Here is a 16,683-nt window from a genome sequence, read left to right on the forward strand (position 1 = left end):
GTGGCGCAGGGTGAGCCCTTCGATGAGCTCCATGGCCAGGTACGGCCAGCCCTCGTGGACGCCGGCCTCGAAGACCTTCACCACGTTGGGGTGGGACAGGTCCGCCAGGGTCTCGAATTCGCGCACGAGTCTCCGAGCCGCGCGGTCGTCCAGCGACGGACCCGTCGACAGGAGCTTCAGCGCGACCTCGTCGTTGCTGCGGCGGTCCAGGGCCCGATACACGGTCCCGGCCCCGCCACTGCCGAGCGTCTCCAGCACGCGGTAGGGACCAATGGCCTTGGGGGGCATGGGGACGCGGATCCTACGGAGCACGTCACGTCACGGTCAAACGCGCGGTGACACCTTGCGCGCCAGCGGACGCTCGCCCCTCAAGGTCGTTTCACTTTTCCGGAAAATCCTGGGCAAGCTGGCCCTCAATGCAATTGGGGAAGTACCAGCTCGTTCGGAAGCTCGCCTCGGGGGGGATGGCCGAGGTGTTCCTGGTGAAGGCCGCCGGCCCCCGGGGTTTTGAAAAGACGCTCGTGCTCAAGCGCATCCTGCCGCACCTGGCGGAGGACGAGGCGTTCGTGGAGATGTTCCTGGGCGAGGCGAAGCTGGCCGCCCAGCTGGACCACCCGAACGTGGTGCAGATCTTCGACTTCGGCGAGGCCGACGGCAGCTACTTCCTGGCGATGGAGTACATCGACGGGCCCACGCTGCGCCGGCTCATCAAGCAGTCGGTCGCGCAGCAGGCCCCGTTGCCGGTGGCCGTGTGCGCGAAGCTGGTGGCCTCGGCGGCGGAGGGGCTGGCGTTCGCGCACGAACTGGCGGACCCGGAGACGGGGGCGCCGCTGGGGCTCATCCACCGGGACATCAGCCCGGAGAACATCCTCGTCTCCCGGCAGGGCGCGGTGAAGGTGGTGGACTTCGGCATCGCCAAGGTGGCGGGGCAGAGCCACCGCACGCAGACGGGCGTGGTGAAGGGCAAGGTGGCGTACATGCCACCGGAGCAGCTCCAGGCGAAGGCCATGGACGCGCGCGTGGACGTGTACGCGCTGGGGATGGTGCTCTACGAGCTGCTCACCGGCCGGCGCCCCTTCGAGGCGACGACGGACGTGAGCATGATGCAGGCCATCCTGTTCGAGCCCTTCGTGCCCGCGTTGGAGCGCCGGTCCGATCTTCCGGTGGCCATGCAGCGCATCCTGGAGAAGGCGCTCGCGAAGGACCGGGAGCAGCGCTATCCGGACTGCCGCGCGTTCCAGGCGGACCTGGAGCGGTTCGTGTTGTCGCTGGGCGAACCGGTGGGCGCGTATCAGATCGCCCGGCTGGTGGCGCAGGTGGCCGAGGGCGGTGCGCCGGTGCCCACGCCCGTGCGCGTGGAGTCGAAGGGACGTGAGGCGGTGGCGCCGGCCATGGAGGAAAAGGCGCCGCCCCGTCCGGTGGAGTCGCGAGCGGGGGAGGGACTGATGACGCCGATGCCCGTTCGCGGGGGCGCGGCGGCGCGACAGGGCCCGGAGGACGGGCGCTCCATGGTGGCTCCGGCGATGACGGCGTCAGGGGATGAGGTGCCGTCGGGCATGCTCGACGCGGCGACGGATCCCGCCACGCCTTCCGCGGGCAGCCTCCTGGCCGAGGCCCTCGCGTCGCCGCGTCCCGTGCGCAAGCCGCCAGCGCCGGTCGCGCCCGCGCCCGCGCCCGCGCCCGCGAGCATTCCGGTGACGCCCGTGCAGGAGCAGGGGAGCGGTTCACGTCGCGGGGTGATGGTGGCTTCGGTCGTGGCCGTGGGCCTGCTTGCGTCCGTGGGGGGATGGATGTTCCTGGGGCGCGGCGAGAAGGCCGTGACGCCCGAGGTTCCGCCCGCTGCCGTGGTCGCGGAGAGCGTGGTGCCCGCGAAGCAGCCGGACCCGGTTGTCCCCGTCCCGGACCCGGAGCCCGTGGTGGCCGTGCCTGTCGTGAAGGCAGCGGAGGTCGATGCGGGCGTGGTCACGGTGGCCACCGCACCCGCGCCGACGAAGGTTCCTCCGCGACGCCCGACGGTCGCGACCTCGCGCCGCAACGACCTGCCCAAGGGCAAGCTGGAGTTCCGGATCCGTCCGTACGCGAGCGTGTTCCTGGATGGGAAGAGCCTCGGGCAGACGCCCTTCGCCGCGGTGGAGGCCACGGAAGGTTCGCATCAGGTGCGGGTCGTGAACAAGGACCTGGGCAAGGACTTGACGCGCACCTTCGAGGTGAAGGCGGGGCAGGACAACGTCTTCAAGCTCAACCTGCTGACGGAGTGAACCGCGAGGCTGGCCCCTCATGGTGCGCGTGGCACGCTCACCTTTGTGACGGGGCCGCTACAGGGGACGTCAGATTCCAGGCTCCTGGACCCGCTATCTGCTTGGGGACAAGGATGTTCTCGCCTGAATCGTCGATCAGTCCGTAGGAATTGTAGCCCCAACCCCAGACGCTCCCGTCCTGCTTGACGGCGAGCGAATGTGAATCGCCTGCGGCCAGGGCTGCGACGTCCGAGAGACCTGTGACCTGCGTGGGGACCTCGCGATTCTGCCTCGTCCCGTCCCCGAGCTGGCCATACCCGTTGTCCCGCCAGGCCCAGACGGTGCCGTCCTGCTTCAATGCGAGCACATGGCTTCCACCGGCGGCAATGGCCGTTACATCCGTCAGGTTTGGCACCTGCGAAGTGGCTGGGTAACGCCATTCCCAGATGGTTCCGTCCGCCTTCAGTGCAACCACGGAATCGTTGTAGGTCGATTCGATAGCCACGACCCCGGTCATGCCCGGCACCAGGGATGGGATGACGCCGGACCCAACGTCATGGAGACGCCAGACAGTGCCATCCGCTCTCAAGGCCATTGAAATGGCGCCCTTCGCTACGATGCCGATGATGCCTGCCATGCCTTGGGCTTGAACTGGCGTCAGACGCCGCTGGTGAGCGATTCCATCCACTTCGCCCCACACCCAAACAGTGCCATCGCGTTTGAGCGCCATCGATTGGTGCATGCCGGCGGCAAGGGCCACCACATCCTCAAGTCCCGATACCCGTTCTGGCAGGTAATTTGACTCCTCGGAGCCATTCCCAAGCTGCCCGGAGAAGTTATCTCCCCAAGACATGACCGTTCCGTCCTGCCTCAATGCCAGGGCGTGAGAGTCGCCGACCGCAAGTGATGTGATGCTCTGGAGTTCCGGTTTGTAGATGTGTTGAGGTTGAACGCCTTCTTTGCGGCCCCATCCCCACACAGTCCCGGCGGCGGTTACCGCATAGTTGGTTCTCTCTGCGGAGAACATGCGTGGGCCTGGATAGAGTCGTTCATCAATGGCGCCGTTGCAGTTGTTGTCCTTGAGGTCTTTGGTTTCCGCAACCTCGGGGCGGATGGCTGCACTGGTGTCGTCGCAGTCAGTGGCTTTCGCCACATGGTCAGGTGGCTGCGCGCAAGCCAAGACGGCCTGGGTCACGTTGCCATATCCGTCACCATCAGCATCCCGATACCACGTCAGGATGGGAAGGCCCTCGTCCTTCGCGTCATCGCAGTTGTCGTCACGCCCGTCACAGCGGAACTCACTCTGGCCGGGATGGATGAAACGGTCCTGGTCGTCGCAGTCGCCGCCCTGGTCCGCCAGCAGTCCCGCGGGTTCCACGCACGCCATCACGGTCTTGCCGTAGCCATCCGAGTCCTCGTCCAGGAACCACGGTCGCATGCCTGGCGCGTCCGACTCGCCCTCCACGCAGTTGTTGTCCACGCCATCGCATTGCTCGACGGCTCCAGGATGGATGTCCGTGTTCGCGTCGTCGCAGTCCATGCCTCCCGTGGCGATGGACGGATGGCCGTCCCCATCCGCGTCGCTCCGGGACACGTCGAGCTGGACGCTGCGAACGGTTCCCTTGGGAAGTTCAACGAACTGGAGGACCTGAAAGGAAGGGACACCGTCGCAGGTGTTGCCCGGGAAGGACTCCGCGAGCAGCCGGAACGTGGTCCCCTGGGGCTCAGACAGGAGGATGCGCAGACCGCGGGGTTGCTCCGGCGTGACCTGGCTCGGCCCCAGCAACTGGGTGGAGGCGAGCAGCCGCCTGTTGCCATCCTGGAGTGAGACCTGGACGCAGCCAGGGCTGGAGTTTTCACTCCGGACCTCCACGGTCATGCCCCGGTCGCAGGCCGCTTGATCCGTCAGCCTGAACGTCGCGTCCTGGAAGTCCAGGCCCGCGTTTGCGCAGAACCTCCGCAAGCTGACGTCGTCATTTCCGGGCACGGTGCAGCCGCACAGCAGCCACGCCCCCAGCGTCACCACGACCCAGGCCCTCACGGCGTCACCTTCGACGTCTGGGCGGGCCCACCGTTCAGGAAGTACGCGGTGACCGCGCCCGCAGCCGCGGCGACCGCCGTGCCAATCAGCACGTTCGCCACCCGCGCCTGACCGCGCGCGTCTTCCAGATGCCCGTTCACGTCGGAGGTCAGCTCCGCCTCCCGCGCGGAGTTCACGTTGCCGCGCGACTGGAGCCCGAACACGGTCCCCACGCCGCCCGCCGCCACGCCCGTGCCCAGGAGCACCCACGACAGGGTCGGCACCTTCCGCGACGACTCCCGCACCCCCGCCTTCAGGTCTACCCCGGGCGCAGGCTCCGGCGCCGTCGCGACCACCGTCGGCGGCGTCACGGAGGGCGGCACCTCCACCGTCGGCTGCACCGGCGCATCCTGAGGCACCGGACGCGCGAGCGCGGGACGGTCGCGCTGCACCTCCTTGCGCACCGACTCGAAGTCGCTCTCCACCTTGGGCGACACCTTCACCGGCAGCGGCGCTTCAGGGGCCCGCATCAGCCCCGCCCGGAAGGAGGCCAGCGCCTCCTCGCGCCTGCCCAGGTCCGCCAACACGATGCCTTCGAAGATGGCCGCCGATGCCCGCTCCCCGTCCTCACGGGCCAGCCGCTTCGCCCGGGTCACCGCGGCGAGCGCCTGCTCGTACTCCAGGTCGTCGTAGAGCCGGGCCGTCTCCGCCAGGGCCGCCTCGAAGTAGCTCCCGTGTGTGACGGGAGACTTCGACGCCCCGCCTGCCTGCCCGAACGCCGGCCCCACCCCCATCAGACACAGCCCCAGCAGCCCACCGAGCATCCGGGAGGAGGGAAGGACAAGAAGAGTTTTCATGGAAGACCACTCTATCCAGGCTCCTGTCCCTTCATGAACCGTTCAACCCGGGCAGGCGACCGGCCAGCAGGGTGGGGGGACCGGCTGGCCACGCGCCCGTGGACGCGACGCGGCGCCACCGCTAGGGTGCGCGGCTTCATGGATCGCCCCACCGTGCTGCCCACTCCCCTCGAGGTCCAGGTCAAGGCCCGGCCACTCCCGCGCCATGTGGGCATCATCATGGATGGCAACGGCCGCTGGGCCGAACTTCGGGGCCAGCCGCGCCTGGAGGGCCACCGCGAGGGCAGTGTGAGTGTCCGGGAGGTGACGCGCACCGCCCGCCGGGTGGGTGTGCAGGCCCTCACCCTCTACGCCTTCTCCTCACAGAACTGGGCCCGCCCCGCCGAAGAGGTCGCCGGGCTGATGGACCTGCTGCGCGAGTACCTGGAATCCGAGCGCGCGGAGATCCTGGACAACGGCATCCGCCTCAACGCCATCGGCGAGGTGGAGAAGCTGCCCCGCTTCGTGAAGGAACCGCTGGAGCGGCTGATGGCCGACTCCGCCCACAACACCGGGATGGTGCTCACCCTGGCGCTGTCCTACGGCGGACGCGAGGAGCTGCTGCGCGCCGCGCGCGCCCTCGCCGAGTCCGTGGCCCGCGGCGAGCTGGACCCCGCGCGCCTGGAGGCCCACGACCTGGAGTCGCGGCTGTGGACCTTCGGGCTGCCCCCGGTGGACCTGGTCGTGCGCACCAGCGGCGAGCTGCGGATCTCCAACTTCCTGCTCTGGCAATTGGCATACGCCGAGCTGTGCTTCACCGACGCCCTGTGGCCCGACTTCCGCACCGAAGAGTTCCTGCGCTGCCTGTCGCAGTACCAGGGCCGTGAGCGCCGCTTCGGTCTGACGTCCGCCCAGGTGAACCGGGACGACACACCCCAGCGGGCCAAGGCGTGAACGAGAAGAACAAGAACCTCCTCATCCGGATTGTCACCGGCCTCACCCTGCTCCCGCTGGTGCTCCTGCTGCTGTTCCTGGGCGGGTGGTACAGCGCGGTGCTGCTCGGCGCCGCCGCGGCCGCCTGCACCGGGGAGTACTACCTCATCACCCAGAAGCGCCTGGGCGCCGCCGCCTGGGTGGGCATGGCCGCCGCCTTCCTGATGCCGCTCATCCCCCTGCGGGACGCCGCGCGCACGGGCGAGACGGCCTTCTGGGTGACGTCCGTCTTCTTCTTCTTCGCGTGGATCTACAACCTGTTCCGGGGCTCGCTCGCGGAGGCGCCCGTCCGCGCCGCGCACCTCGTCACGGGCTTCCTCTACGGCGCCATCGGCCTCACCGCGCTGTCCGCGCTGCGGCTGCTCCCGGACGACGGGCTCGCGTGGGTCATCTGCGCGCTCACCATCACCTGGGCCAACGACACGCTGGCGTACTTCGCGGGGCGCTTCCTCGGGAAGCACAAGCTCTACCCCACGGTGAGCCCGAACAAGACGTGGGAGGGCTTCTTCGGCGGCATGGTCGGCTCGGTGCTGGGCATGTTCGTCGCCCGGGGCTTCTTCTTCCCCGTCTTCACCGTGTGGGACTGTGTGCTGCTGGGTTTCTTCGGCGGCCTGCTGGGCCCCGTGGGCGACCTGTGCGAGTCCATGCTCAAGCGCGCCTACGGCGTGAAGGACTCCGGAAAGCTCATTCCCGGACATGGCGGCGTGTTGGATCGCATCGACGCGCTCGTGTTCAACGCGCCGCTGGTGTTCGTCTATGTGCAGTTCGTGAGGCACCTGCTGCCGTAAGTGCCCGTTTTCGCGCCTGCCCGTCTGCCACGCGACCGTTGTTGCGCGTTGTCCGTGCCGGGGGGCGCGATTACTGTTGGGCCCATGCTCCAGAACCTCGGGTTCTTCATCCTCCTGCTGGGTGTGCTCGTCACGGTGCACGAGCTCGGCCACTTCCTCGTGGCCAAGGCCTGTGGGGTGAAGGTCCTCAAGTTCTCCATCGGGTTCGGGCCGAAGATCATCGGCTTCACCAAGGGTGAGACGGAGTACCAGGTGGCGCTGCTGCCCCTGGGCGGCTTCGTGAAGATGGCCGGTGACCTGCCCCATGAGGAGCTGCCGCCGGAAGAGGCGGCCCGGGGCTTCCTGGCGCAGCCGCCCTGGAAGCGCGGCCTCATCGTGCTGGCGGGCCCGGCCTTCAACCTGCTGTTCCCCATCTTCGTCTACTTCTTCGTCTTCCTCGGGCCCCAGGAGACGCTGTCCACGCGCGTGGGCATGGTGTCGCCGGACATGGCCGCCGCCGCCGCGGGCATCCGCCCGGGAGATCGCATCGTCGCGGTGGAGGGCGAGCCCGTCCGCACCTTCGACGACATGCGCGACGCCTTCGTCGGCAAGTTCGAGCGCCCCGTGCCCATCACCCTGGAGCGCGACGGCCAGCAGCGCGTGGTGCAGGTGACGCCGGAGCGCAGCTCGGAAGTGTCCCCGGTGGACACCGTCGAGCGCGGGATGATTGGCGTGAGCCCCTATCCGCAGCCCCCCGTGGTGGGCGTGCTCGCGGACTCGGCCTCGGCGAACGCGGGCCTCAAGAGCTTTGACCGGGTGCTGTCCGTCAACGGCGTGCACGTGCAGGACGAAGCGGCCCTCTACCGTGAAGTGGGCAAGGTGCCGGAGGGCTCGCCGCTGGCGTTGAAGGTCGCGCGGCTCGCCCCCATGACGGTGGGCGTCGTCTCCGGCCGGATGCCGGAGGTGGTGGACGTGTCCCTGCCGCGTCAGGCCGGCGAGGGCCCGGCGGCGCTGGGCGCGGAGCCGGTGGACCTCTACGTCGCGTCGGTGGCGTCCGGCAGCGTGGCGGAAGGCGCGGGCCTCCAGCCGGGGGACCGCATCGTGGCCATCAACGGCACGCCGCTGAAGTCCTTCAACAAGCTGGCGACGGTGCTCAACGGCCTGCAGGCCCAGCCCTTCACGCTGACGTGGCGCGGGGCCCAGGGCGAGCGCACGGAGAAGCTGGCGCAGGCGCCGCTCAAGACGCGCGACGACTACGGCCAGACGAGCGCGCCGCTGGTGTTCGGCGTGCGCCCCTGGAGCTTCAGCAGCGCGGACCTGCCGCCGGTGGAGAAGGTGACCATCGACCTGGGCCCGGTGGCCGCCTTCAAGGAGGCCGCGCTCATCGTCCCGAAGATTGTCGGGCAGATGGTGCAGGTGCTGGGCGGGCTGGTGATTGGCAAGGTGTCGCCGAGCACCATCGGCGGCCCCATCATGATGTACCAGCTCGCCGCGAAGAGCGCCGAGCAGGGCATGGACAGCTTCCTCAACCTGATGGCCATCATCTCCATCAACCTGGGCGTGATGAACCTGCTGCCCATCCCGGTGCTGGATGGCTTCCACCTGCTGTCCGCCGCGTGGGAGGGCATCCGCCGCCGCCCCATCCCCGTGCGCGTGCGCGAAGTGGCGAACATGGTGGGCCTGGCGTTGCTCATCCTGCTCATGCTGCTCGCCGTGACCAACGACGTGACCCGGTAGGGGTCGCCTGAGGTGATGATGCAAGGACGGACCGCACTCCTGCTGCTGGGCCTGGGGATGTTCGCTGGCTGCGCGTCACGCGCGGCGAAGCCCCAGCCTCCGGAGACGGACTCGGGCGCGGCGAAGGACGACCCGAAGGTGACCCGCCGGGACAAGATGCCGCGCACGTACCTGGGCGAGGGCCTTGCGTCCTTCTACGGTCCGGGCCTGCACGGCCGGCCCACGGCGAGCGGGGAGAAGTTCAACCAGAACGCGTTCACCGCCGCGCACCGCACGGAGCGCTTCGGCGCCTGCGTGAAGGTGCTGAACATGGAGAACGGCCTCCAGGTGGAGGTGCGCGTCAACGACCGCGGCCCCTTCGTGGACGGTCGCATCATCGACCTGTCGAAGGCCGCGGCGAAGACGCTGGGCATGCTGGACAAGGGCCTGGCGCGCGTGCGGCTGTACCGGTGCGGCGTGCGCGTGTCGCAAGTGCCGGTGGAACTCTGGGCCGTTCCGGCCTGACCGGCTCACCGCGAGCCGGAAGACGAAGAAGAAGGGATGTCATCCGTGCTGCTCGCGCTGGACACCTCCACGCTGACGCTGTCGCTCGCCCTGGTGGAACGCCAGGGGGATGACGTGCGCGCGGTGGAGCATCAGGTGGTGCTTCCGCCGGAGAAGCAGAGCGAGGCCCTGCCCGGCGTCGTGGGGGAGCTGCTCGCGCGCCACGGCCTGAAGCTCACCGACCTGGAGGGGCTGGCGGTGGGGCTGGGGCCGGGGTCCTTCACGGGCCTGCGCATCGGGCTCGCCACGGTGAAGGCGCTCGCGTACGCCACGGGCCTGCGGGTGGCCGGCGCGTCGTCGCTGGCGGCGGTGGCACTGGAAGGGCCGGAGGGAGTGCCGCTGTTCTGCCTCGCCGTCGCGCGCCGGGACGACCTGTACCTGGGGGCCTACCGCCGCACCGGCCACACCGTGGAGGCGCTGGCGCCGGAGACGGCGATGTCGCCGGAGGAAGTGGCGCAGCGCATGGCCGCCGAACCCGAGGCCGTGGCGCTGGGGCCGGCCCTGGCGGACTACCGGCAGGCGCTGGAGAAGCACGGGGTCGCGCCCCACCGGCTCCTCTCCGGGCCGGCCTTCCCGTCCGCGGTGGAGGTGGGCCGGCTGGCGAAGCTTCCGGACGCGTACTCCCAGCAGGCGCTGTTCGCGCTGGAGCCGCACTACGTCCGGGCCTCGGAGCCGGAGCGCAACCCCAAGTTCCCGCCGCTGCCGGGCCCCGTGCCCACGTCGCGTCTCAAGGAAGACTGAACCGAAGACTGAACGTCCGCGGGCCTGCCCCTGCTCGTGGTGCTCGCGCCCGTGGGGGCGGTGACGTAAAGGACTCGGTCATGAGAGAGAACCTTCGGATCGGCGTGGTGGGCGCCACGGGCGTGGTGGGCCGCGAGGTGCTGGCCGCGCTGTACGCGCGCGACGTGCCGATGGAGCAGGTGCAGGCCTTCGGCTCGGAGCGCTCCAAGGGCCTGGAGGTGGAGTACGGCGAGGACACGCTGGAGGTGGAGTTGGCCACGGCGGACGCCTTCAAGGGCCTCCACCTCGTGCTGCTGGCCACGCCGGCGGAGGCGTCCCGCAAGCTGGCCCCGGCCGCGCAGGCCGCGGGCGCCTGGGTGGTGGACGCGAGCAACGCCTTCCGCGGCGACGGCAACGTGCCCCTCATCCTGCCGGGCTTCAACACAGAGGCGCTGGGGCCGGGCTTCACCTTCAAGGGCCGGGTGGTGTGCCTGCCGGGCATCATCACCAGCGCCACCGTGCACCTGGTGGAGCCCCTGCGCCGCGCGTTCGGCGTGGCGCGCGCGCAGGTGACGGCGCTGATGGGCGCCTCCAGCGCGGGCGTGCGCGGCATCTCCGAACTGGAGAAGCAGACCGCGGACCTGCTGTCCGGCCGCGAGCCGGAGCCGCAGGCCTTCCCCCACCGCGTGGGCTTCAACCTCGTGCCCCAGGTGGGCGGCTTCATGGTGAACTCCCCCTGGACGGAGGAGGAGGGCGGCTGGACCCTGGAGGCCGCGCGCCTGTTCGCCGCCCTGGGCGAGGTGCCCGTGCTGGCCGGCACCGCCGTGCAGGTGCCCACCTTCCACGGCCATGGCCTCAGCGTGAACGTGCAGCTCAAGAAGCCCGCCCCGGTGGAGCAGGTGCGTGCCGCCTTGAAGACGTCCCCCGCCCTCAAGGTGCTGGACGCCCCCGGCGAGCGCATCTACCCCATGCCCATGCTGGTGATGAGCGACCCGGCCGTCCACGTGGGCCGGGTGCGCGCCTTCCCCCAGGCCCCGGAGTGGGTGACCCTCTTCGCTTCGGTGGACAACGCCGGCCGGGCCGCCTCCCACCTGGTGGACGCCGGCCTCAAGCTCTCCGAGCGCCCCGCCTGACAATTTGGCAGAGCCCCTGGGGACGCCGTGTCTGTTTGGCGCGCGAACCCGGGGGTTTTCCCGCTGAACGGGCCATCCGGCCGGGGCTTGTCGGTGGCCCCGCCCTTGCTAGCCTTCCGCACCATCCATGCGCCTCCCCCTTGCCGCCCTCCTGCTGTTCGCCTCCACGGCCGTGGCCCAGACGACAGGGACCGCGGTGACGTTCACGACGACGTCGACCACCTCGGGAACGACCGTGCTGACGCCCAAGGCGGACTGCACCACGCCGGTGCGCTTCTCCTGGTCCCGCACGGGGAACCTGTGCACGGGAGGAAGCCTGTTCTTCTATGTCTCCAGGTCCAGCTGCGGGTCGGAGCCCACGGTGACGGACCTGAAGCTCGCGACCATCTCGGACACGACGGCCTCGGGCACGCTGTCCTTCACCGTGCAGGACGTGCTCGCGGCGCTGGCGACCCCGACGACGTGCGCGACGCAGACCAGTGAGATCAGCTTCAACCTGTGCGCGTCCGCGAAGACGTTCGCGAGCGTCTACGACGTGTCCTGCTCGTCGACCTTCTCCAGTGTGGGGTCCCCCGCCTTCGTGGTGAAGTTCGACCCCGCGCCGCCCTCGAAGCCGTCCATCGGGCAGGTCATCGCCCGGGACTCGGCGCTGTCGGTCCAGGTGGACGGCGCGGAGACGAAGTCCACCGTCGTCGTGGAGGTCACGGCGCTGACGACCGCGGACGGTGGGTCGCTGCCGGACGAGGACGCCGGGGTCGACGCGGGCGAGGTCGTGGATGCGGGGGAGGTCGTGGACGCGGGCTCGGTGGCCCCGGAGCCGGTGGGCCCCACGCTCAGCTTCCGCAAGGCGGCCGGGGAGGGGAACGTGGTGGCGGACGGGCTGATCAACGGGGTGACGTACCGGGTCCAGGCCAAGATCATCGACGAAGCGGGCAACGGCAGTGAACTGTCCGACGCGGCGGAAGGCACGCCCGTCAAGAGCAACGGCTTGTTCGATGCGTACGTGGATGCCGGCGGCGAGGAGCGCGGAGGTTGTGCCGCGACCGGCGGAGGCATCGCGGGCGGTGCGGTGCTGGCCGCGCTGGGCATCTGGTTGTCGAATCGGAGGAAGGTGTCATGAGCAGCACGGCAGTGGGCTTGGGAGTCGCGGCGCTTCTCTTGGCGGTTCCGGCGGTGGCGCAGGAGGTGACGATCCCCACGCGCTCTCCTCGCACCGGCGCCATCATCTTCCGGGGTGGCGGCTACCTGCCGCGCATCGACACGGAGAAGGCCCTCGAGGGCAGGACGCCCTACAAGGACACGTTCGGGGACGCGTCGCTGCTCCTCATCGAGCTGGAGTTCCAGCGCTTCTTCTACCAGGGCATCGGCACGGCGGGCCTGGGCCTGTCGGCCGGCTACGCGGAGAAGTACGGCAACGCGCTGCTGGAGGACGGGACGCAGGCGGCGGACAAGGCGGCGCTGAAGGTGCTGCCCCTGCAACTCAACGGCTTCTACAAGTTTGACTACGCCGCCTTCAAATGGGGCGTGCCGCTGGTGCCGTACGCCAAGCTGGGGCTCGTCTATTCGCCGTGGTGGATGACCAAGGGCAGCGCCACCGAAGTGGTGGAGGGCTCCAAGGCCAGCGGCGGCAAGTGGGGCTACGCGGCCACCGCCGGCGTGTCGTTCCTCCTGGACGTGCTGGAGCCTCGCTTCGCGCGCGACTTCGACTCCGACCTGGGCGTGAACCACTCGTACCTCTTCGCCGAGTACACCTACGCGGAAGTGAACAACTTTGGCGGCAAGGGCCTGAACCTGGGCAGCCGGCGCTGGATGTTCGGGCTGGCGTTGGATTACTAACGGAACGCCCATGGCGTCCCGTCCCCGCGCGCTCCCGACTTCCCTGCCGCTCCTCCTGCTGACGGTCGCCCTGGCGTGGGGGGTGGCCGGCTGTCACGGCGTGCGGCCCGACCTGGGCCCGGAGCGGACGGTGGAGGCGGGCGTGCCGGAGGCGTTCGGCACCGAGTCCCCGAAGGCACCTGTCGTCACCTGGGACTTCGGGGACCAGACGCCGCTCCAGACGGCGGCGGGCGTGCGCCACGCGTGGGCCACGGCGGGCCGCTACACGGTGCGCGCGCTGGACGGGCAGAAGGAGCTGGCCCGGGTGGTGCTCACCGTGGTGCCTCGGCCGGTGCTGCGCGCGGTGCCGGCGGATGCGCAGACGGTGCTCTGGGTGCCCCGCCTCCGCGGCAACGTGGAGGGGCTGGTGGACTTCTACGAGCGGCTGGTGGGCGCGCGCAACGCCCGGGCCATGCTGGAGGACGCGCCGCTCGTGCCGCTGCTCCTGCGCAGCCTTACGGGGGGCCCCACGGAGGTGGACCCCGAGGAGGGCTTCGGCTTCTTCCTAGTGCCGGACTTCGACGGCGTGGTGGCGCTCCTGGGCGTGACGGACTCGCGCGCGGCGCTGGCGGCGGTGTCGCGGGAGCTGCGCGACGCGGGCCACCGGGTGCTGCCCCAGGAGGACGGCAGCGCGCGCGTGGAGCCGGTGGACGGTGGCAATCCGATGCTGCTGTTCGCGGACCGGGGCTACGTGTACCTCGCGGTGCCGGACTCGCCGGAGCCCCCCGAACCCGGGGAGCCGGTGAAGGCGCTGGCGGTGGAGTCGCCGGACGTGAACCTCGTGCGCCGCAAGGTGGAGGCCCAGTCGGGGCCGGGCGTGTCGGAGCACGCGCTGCTGTCGGAGCTGCGCGGCAAGGTGCGCGACGGCAGCGTGTTCCTCTTCTCGGCGCCGCCGGTGTCGGAGGCGGACAAGGAGGACATGCCGGTGCGCGGCTTCTTCGGCGCGCTGGCGGTGCAGGCGGACCAGGTGGAGCTGGACGGCTTCCTGTCGTCCTCGCGGCCGCTCTTGGGCGCGACGCGGGGCCCGGCCTCGGCGCTGCTCGGGCGCGCGGCGGCGGGGCCGGTGGCGGCGGCGCAGCTCTCCGTGCCTCCAGAGGAATTGGCGCGGCTGGTGTTCGGCTCGCCGGGTTCGCCCCGGCGCCAGAAGACGCTGGAGCGCTGGCGCACGCAGGGGCTGGACGCGGAGGCCTTGCTGAAGGCGCTGCGTGGCGACGTGGCGATGCTCGTGTACTTCGACGCGGCGGCGTTCTTCCAGAGCTTCATCCGCGACCAGCGCCCGGCGCCCAAGGGCACGGTGGTGATGGAGGCGGGGCTCACGTCGGTGGCGCCGGTGCTCCAGCTCGTCCAGAAGCAGCTCCAGGACAACGCGCTCGTCTTCCAGAAGGAGGCGCAGGGGAACACCACGCGCTTCCGCACGCGGCTGTTGGAGCAGCCGGTGTCGCTCACGCTCACGCCGGAGCGCGCGACGCTGGAGGCGGGCGAGGTGCTGTCCGGCCGTGAGGCGGGCGACGTGGGCGCGACGCTGCGCACGCGCTTCGGCGCCGAGGCGTTCGGTCCGGGGCACCTGTCGCTGATGGTGGACCTGGGCCGGCTGCGCTCGGACCTCGCGAGCGCGCGCTCGGTGCCGGGCGTGCCGCAGGGCCAGCTGCTCGCGAGCCAGGTCTTCGTCGGGGCGCTGTTGGAGCGGCTGACCCCGCTGGAGTACGGGTTCCTCGACTTCGCTCCGGCCGAAGGCGGAGGCCGCCTCCAGGGCCGCGTCGTGTTGCGCGAGCGCTAGCCGTCAGAAGGGAAGGGCACCCAGGCCATGGCCGTCACCGTGCTGTACTTCGCCGCGGCCCGTGAGCGCGCGGGTGTGTCGCGGGAGTCCCTGGACGTGCCCGCAGGCTCGCGCGTGTCGGAAGTGCTGGCGCTGCTCGCCCAGCGGCACCCGGCGCTGACGCCGCTCCTGCCGCACCTGCGCGTGGCGGTGCAGCAGCAGTTCGTGGGCCTGGACGCGCCGGTGCCGCAGGACGCGGAGCTGGCGTTGATTCCGCCCGTGGCCGGGGGCTCACCGGGCCTGTTCGCTGTCGTGGACCGGCCGCTCGTGCTCTCGCAGGTGGTGGATGCGGTGGCGGGCGAGGCGGCCGGCGGGCTCGTCACGTTCTCCGGCGCGGTGCGCAACCAGACGAAGGGTCGGCGTGTGCTGCGGCTGGAGTACGAGGCCTACGCGCCCATGGCGGAGGCGAAGCTCGCGGAGATTGGCCAGGAGGTCGCGACGCGATGGCCGGGCACGCGGCTGGCCATCATGCACCGCGTGGGTACGCTGGTGCCGGGCGAGCTGGCGGTGGTCATCGCCGCGTCCGCCGCGCACCGCCAGGAGGCCTTCCGCGGCTGTGAGCACGCCATCGAGCGGCTCAAGCAGGACGTGCCCATCTGGAAGAAGGAGTTCTTCGAGGACGGCGAGGTCTGGGTGGGGCTGGGGCCCTGAAGCCGCCCTAGCGCACGCCGAAGCTCGCGGGGACGTTGACGCGCGCGCCGCCGTCCTGCTGGCGCGTGGCCTTCTCCTGCTCCGTCAGGGGGCGCATCGGTTGATCCAACCCGAGCGTCTTGCGCCGCGCCTCCTCCTTGTCGTGGGCGGACTGGAGCGCGCGCGCGTTGTTCGCGGCGATGCGCGCGGGGTCCGGCCCCATGGTGAGGAATGCGATGGGCGCGCTCAGGAAGAGGATGGCCACGGTGATGAGCCACGCCACGTCGCGCACGCGGAAGCGGCCCGCGCGCTCCTTCACCACCGAGGGCTGCACGAGCAGCCGCAGCTCTCCCTCCACCAGGCGCAGCGTCACGCCCTCGCCCAGCTCCAGCGAAGCGCGGCCCGGCGCGCCGGTCAGCTCCTCCGGCGTCACGGGGTGGAAGTCGTCGCCCTTGAGGCTCTTCTCCACGCGAGCCGACGGCGGCACGTGGATGCGCCAGCCCTTCGGGGTGCGCTCGGCCAGGAGGAAGGGCTCCTCCGGCAGCGTGAAGCCGTAGAGGGGCAGGGGGGCCGTCTCGTCGGGCGCGGCGTGGACCTGGCTCAGTTCGGGCCCGTAGCTCCAGGCCTCCGCCAGGGAGGTCCCCCAGTACAGCTCGCAGAAGAGGCCGCCGTCCGCCACGTTGGCGGGGGTCGTGGAAGCAGTGGGCATGTCGGGCCGGAGCATAAGGCCCTTCCCCCCTCCTTCGCCCGGCTTCCCGCCAGGGGACGTCCCGTGGCGGACGCCCGCAAGCCCGGCCGCATGGGAGGCGGCCCTGGCTCAGGGGCTCAGGTGCCGGTGAGGTTCTTGAGCAGCGTCTCCAGCGTCTCGAAGTGCAGCGGCTTCACCAGGTGCGCGTCGAAGCCCGCGGCCTTGGAGCGCTGCCGATCCGACTCCTGGCCATAGCCCGTCACCGCGACCAGCTTCATCGCGCGGGGCTCCTCCTGCTGACGCAGCAGCCGCGCCAGCTCGTAGCCGTCCATCACCGGCAGGCCGATGTCCAGCAGCGCGATCTCCGGCTCGAAGCCCTTCGCGGCCTCCAGGCCCGCGGGGCCGTCGTAGGCCACGCGCGTCTCGCAGCCGAGGAACGCGAGCGACTCCGCGAGCACGTCCGCCGCGTCCCGGTTGTCGTCCACGATGAGCACGCGGGCGCTCAGGGTGGTGGGCTCCCGCGACACCAGCGCGCCGGGCCCCGGCGTGGGCAGGGAGGCCGGGGCCTGCTCCTCCAGCGCGGGCAGGCGCACGGTGAAGGTGCTGCCGCGTCCCCGGCCCGCGCTGTGCGCGCTGATGGCGCCGTCGTGCAGCGTGACGAGGCTGCGCGCGATGGCGAGCCCCAACC

The 16,683-nt window shown here is 70.6% G+C and carries 16 protein-coding genes; 11 read left to right on the top strand and 5 right to left on the bottom strand.

Translation table 11 applies throughout. From position 1 onward, the window contains the following. A partial coding sequence (locus D7V97_RS24915; RefSeq protein WP_147444972.1) for a protein kinase occupies window positions 1-288 on the bottom strand: 288 nt, incomplete at its 3' end. 128 nt (window positions 289-416) lie between these two features. Here D7V97_RS24915 and D7V97_RS24920 point away from each other — a divergent pair. After that, window positions 417-2,258 (top strand): serine/threonine-protein kinase, encoded by a 1,842-nt coding sequence (locus D7V97_RS24920; protein WP_120613131.1) that lies wholly within the window; start codon window positions 417-419, stop codon window positions 2,256-2,258. 37 nt (window positions 2,259-2,295) lie between these two features. Here D7V97_RS24920 and D7V97_RS24925 read toward each other — a convergent pair whose 3' ends face one another. After that, the gene (locus D7V97_RS24925) at window positions 2,296-4,278 is read right to left on the bottom strand and encodes a MopE-related protein (protein WP_120613132.1); all 1,983 of its coding nucleotides are present in this window, start codon (window positions 4,276-4,278) and stop codon (window positions 2,296-2,298) included. Then, window positions 4,275-5,114, bottom strand: a complete 840-nt coding sequence (locus D7V97_RS24930; RefSeq protein WP_233583180.1) for a tetratricopeptide repeat protein — start codon at window positions 5,112-5,114, stop codon at window positions 4,275-4,277. Before D7V97_RS24930 ends, D7V97_RS24925 begins: the two co-directional genes overlap by 4 nt. 138 nt (window positions 5,115-5,252) lie before the next feature. On the opposite strand from D7V97_RS24930, the gene uppS reads away from it, so the two are divergent. The 10 genes from uppS (at window position 5,253) to D7V97_RS24980 (ending at window position 15,328) form a co-directional block, all read left to right on the top strand. Continuing rightward, the gene (gene uppS, locus D7V97_RS24935; protein ID WP_120613142.1) at window positions 5,253-6,047 is read left to right on the top strand and encodes a polyprenyl diphosphate synthase; all 795 of its coding nucleotides are present in this window, start codon (window positions 5,253-5,255) and stop codon (window positions 6,045-6,047) included. Continuing rightward, window positions 6,044-6,874, top strand: coding sequence for a phosphatidate cytidylyltransferase (locus D7V97_RS24940; protein ID WP_120613134.1), 831 nt, complete (start codon window positions 6,044-6,046; stop codon window positions 6,872-6,874). The genes uppS and D7V97_RS24940 overlap by 4 nt, the downstream gene beginning before the upstream one ends. 84 nt (window positions 6,875-6,958) lie before the next feature. Beyond that, window positions 6,959-8,590 carry an RIP metalloprotease RseP gene (gene rseP / locus D7V97_RS24945; protein ID WP_120613135.1) on the top strand — a complete coding sequence of 544 codons (1,632 nt, stop codon included), beginning with the start codon at window positions 6,959-6,961 and terminating at the stop codon, window positions 8,588-8,590. Between the two features lie 18 nt (window positions 8,591-8,608). Further along, entirely contained in the window at window positions 8,609-9,094 is a 486-nt protein-coding gene (locus D7V97_RS24950; RefSeq protein ID WP_120613143.1) for a septal ring lytic transglycosylase RlpA family protein, read from the top strand. A 36-nt stretch (window positions 9,095-9,130) separates the two neighbouring features. Continuing rightward, window positions 9,131-9,874, top strand: coding sequence for a tRNA (adenosine(37)-N6)-threonylcarbamoyltransferase complex dimerization subunit type 1 TsaB (gene tsaB / locus D7V97_RS24955; RefSeq protein ID WP_120613136.1), 744 nt, complete (start codon window positions 9,131-9,133; stop codon window positions 9,872-9,874). A gap of 80 nt (window positions 9,875-9,954) precedes the next feature. Continuing rightward, the gene (locus D7V97_RS24960; protein WP_120613137.1) at window positions 9,955-10,986 is read left to right on the top strand and encodes an aspartate-semialdehyde dehydrogenase; all 1,032 of its coding nucleotides are present in this window, start codon (window positions 9,955-9,957) and stop codon (window positions 10,984-10,986) included. A gap of 127 nt (window positions 10,987-11,113) precedes the next feature. Continuing rightward, window positions 11,114-12,106 carry an MXAN_2561 family MXYO-CTERM-anchored protein gene (locus tag D7V97_RS24965; protein ID WP_120613138.1) on the top strand — a complete coding sequence of 331 codons (993 nt, stop codon included), beginning with the start codon at window positions 11,114-11,116 and terminating at the stop codon, window positions 12,104-12,106. Beyond that, window positions 12,103-12,822: an MXAN_2562 family outer membrane beta-barrel protein gene (locus tag D7V97_RS24970; protein ID WP_120613139.1), complete on the top strand. Its 720-nt coding sequence runs from the start codon at window positions 12,103-12,105 to the stop codon at window positions 12,820-12,822. Before D7V97_RS24965 ends, D7V97_RS24970 begins: the two co-directional genes overlap by 4 nt. 10 nt (window positions 12,823-12,832) lie before the next feature. Then, window positions 12,833-14,638: a PKD domain-containing protein gene (locus D7V97_RS24975; RefSeq protein WP_120613140.1), complete on the top strand. Its 1,806-nt coding sequence runs from the start codon at window positions 12,833-12,835 to the stop codon at window positions 14,636-14,638. A gap of 27 nt (window positions 14,639-14,665) precedes the next feature. Then, window positions 14,666-15,328, top strand: coding sequence for a molybdenum cofactor biosynthesis protein MoaE (locus D7V97_RS24980; RefSeq protein WP_120613141.1), 663 nt, complete (start codon window positions 14,666-14,668; stop codon window positions 15,326-15,328). Between the two features lie 7 nt (window positions 15,329-15,335). Here the strand turns inward: D7V97_RS24980 and D7V97_RS24985 are convergent, their stop codons facing one another. Both D7V97_RS24985 and D7V97_RS24990 read right to left on the bottom strand, forming a co-directional pair. After that, window positions 15,336-16,031, bottom strand: a complete 696-nt coding sequence (locus tag D7V97_RS24985) for a hypothetical protein (RefSeq protein ID WP_233583182.1) — start codon at window positions 16,029-16,031, stop codon at window positions 15,336-15,338. 101 nt (window positions 16,032-16,132) lie between these two features. Continuing rightward, window positions 16,133-16,683: response regulator (locus tag D7V97_RS24990; RefSeq protein ID WP_147444973.1), on the bottom strand; the 551-nt coding region annotated here is incomplete at its 5' end.

This window comes from Corallococcus sp. CA053C (genome assembly GCF_003611675.1).
Classification (GTDB): domain Bacteria; phylum Myxococcota; class Myxococcia; order Myxococcales; family Myxococcaceae; genus Corallococcus.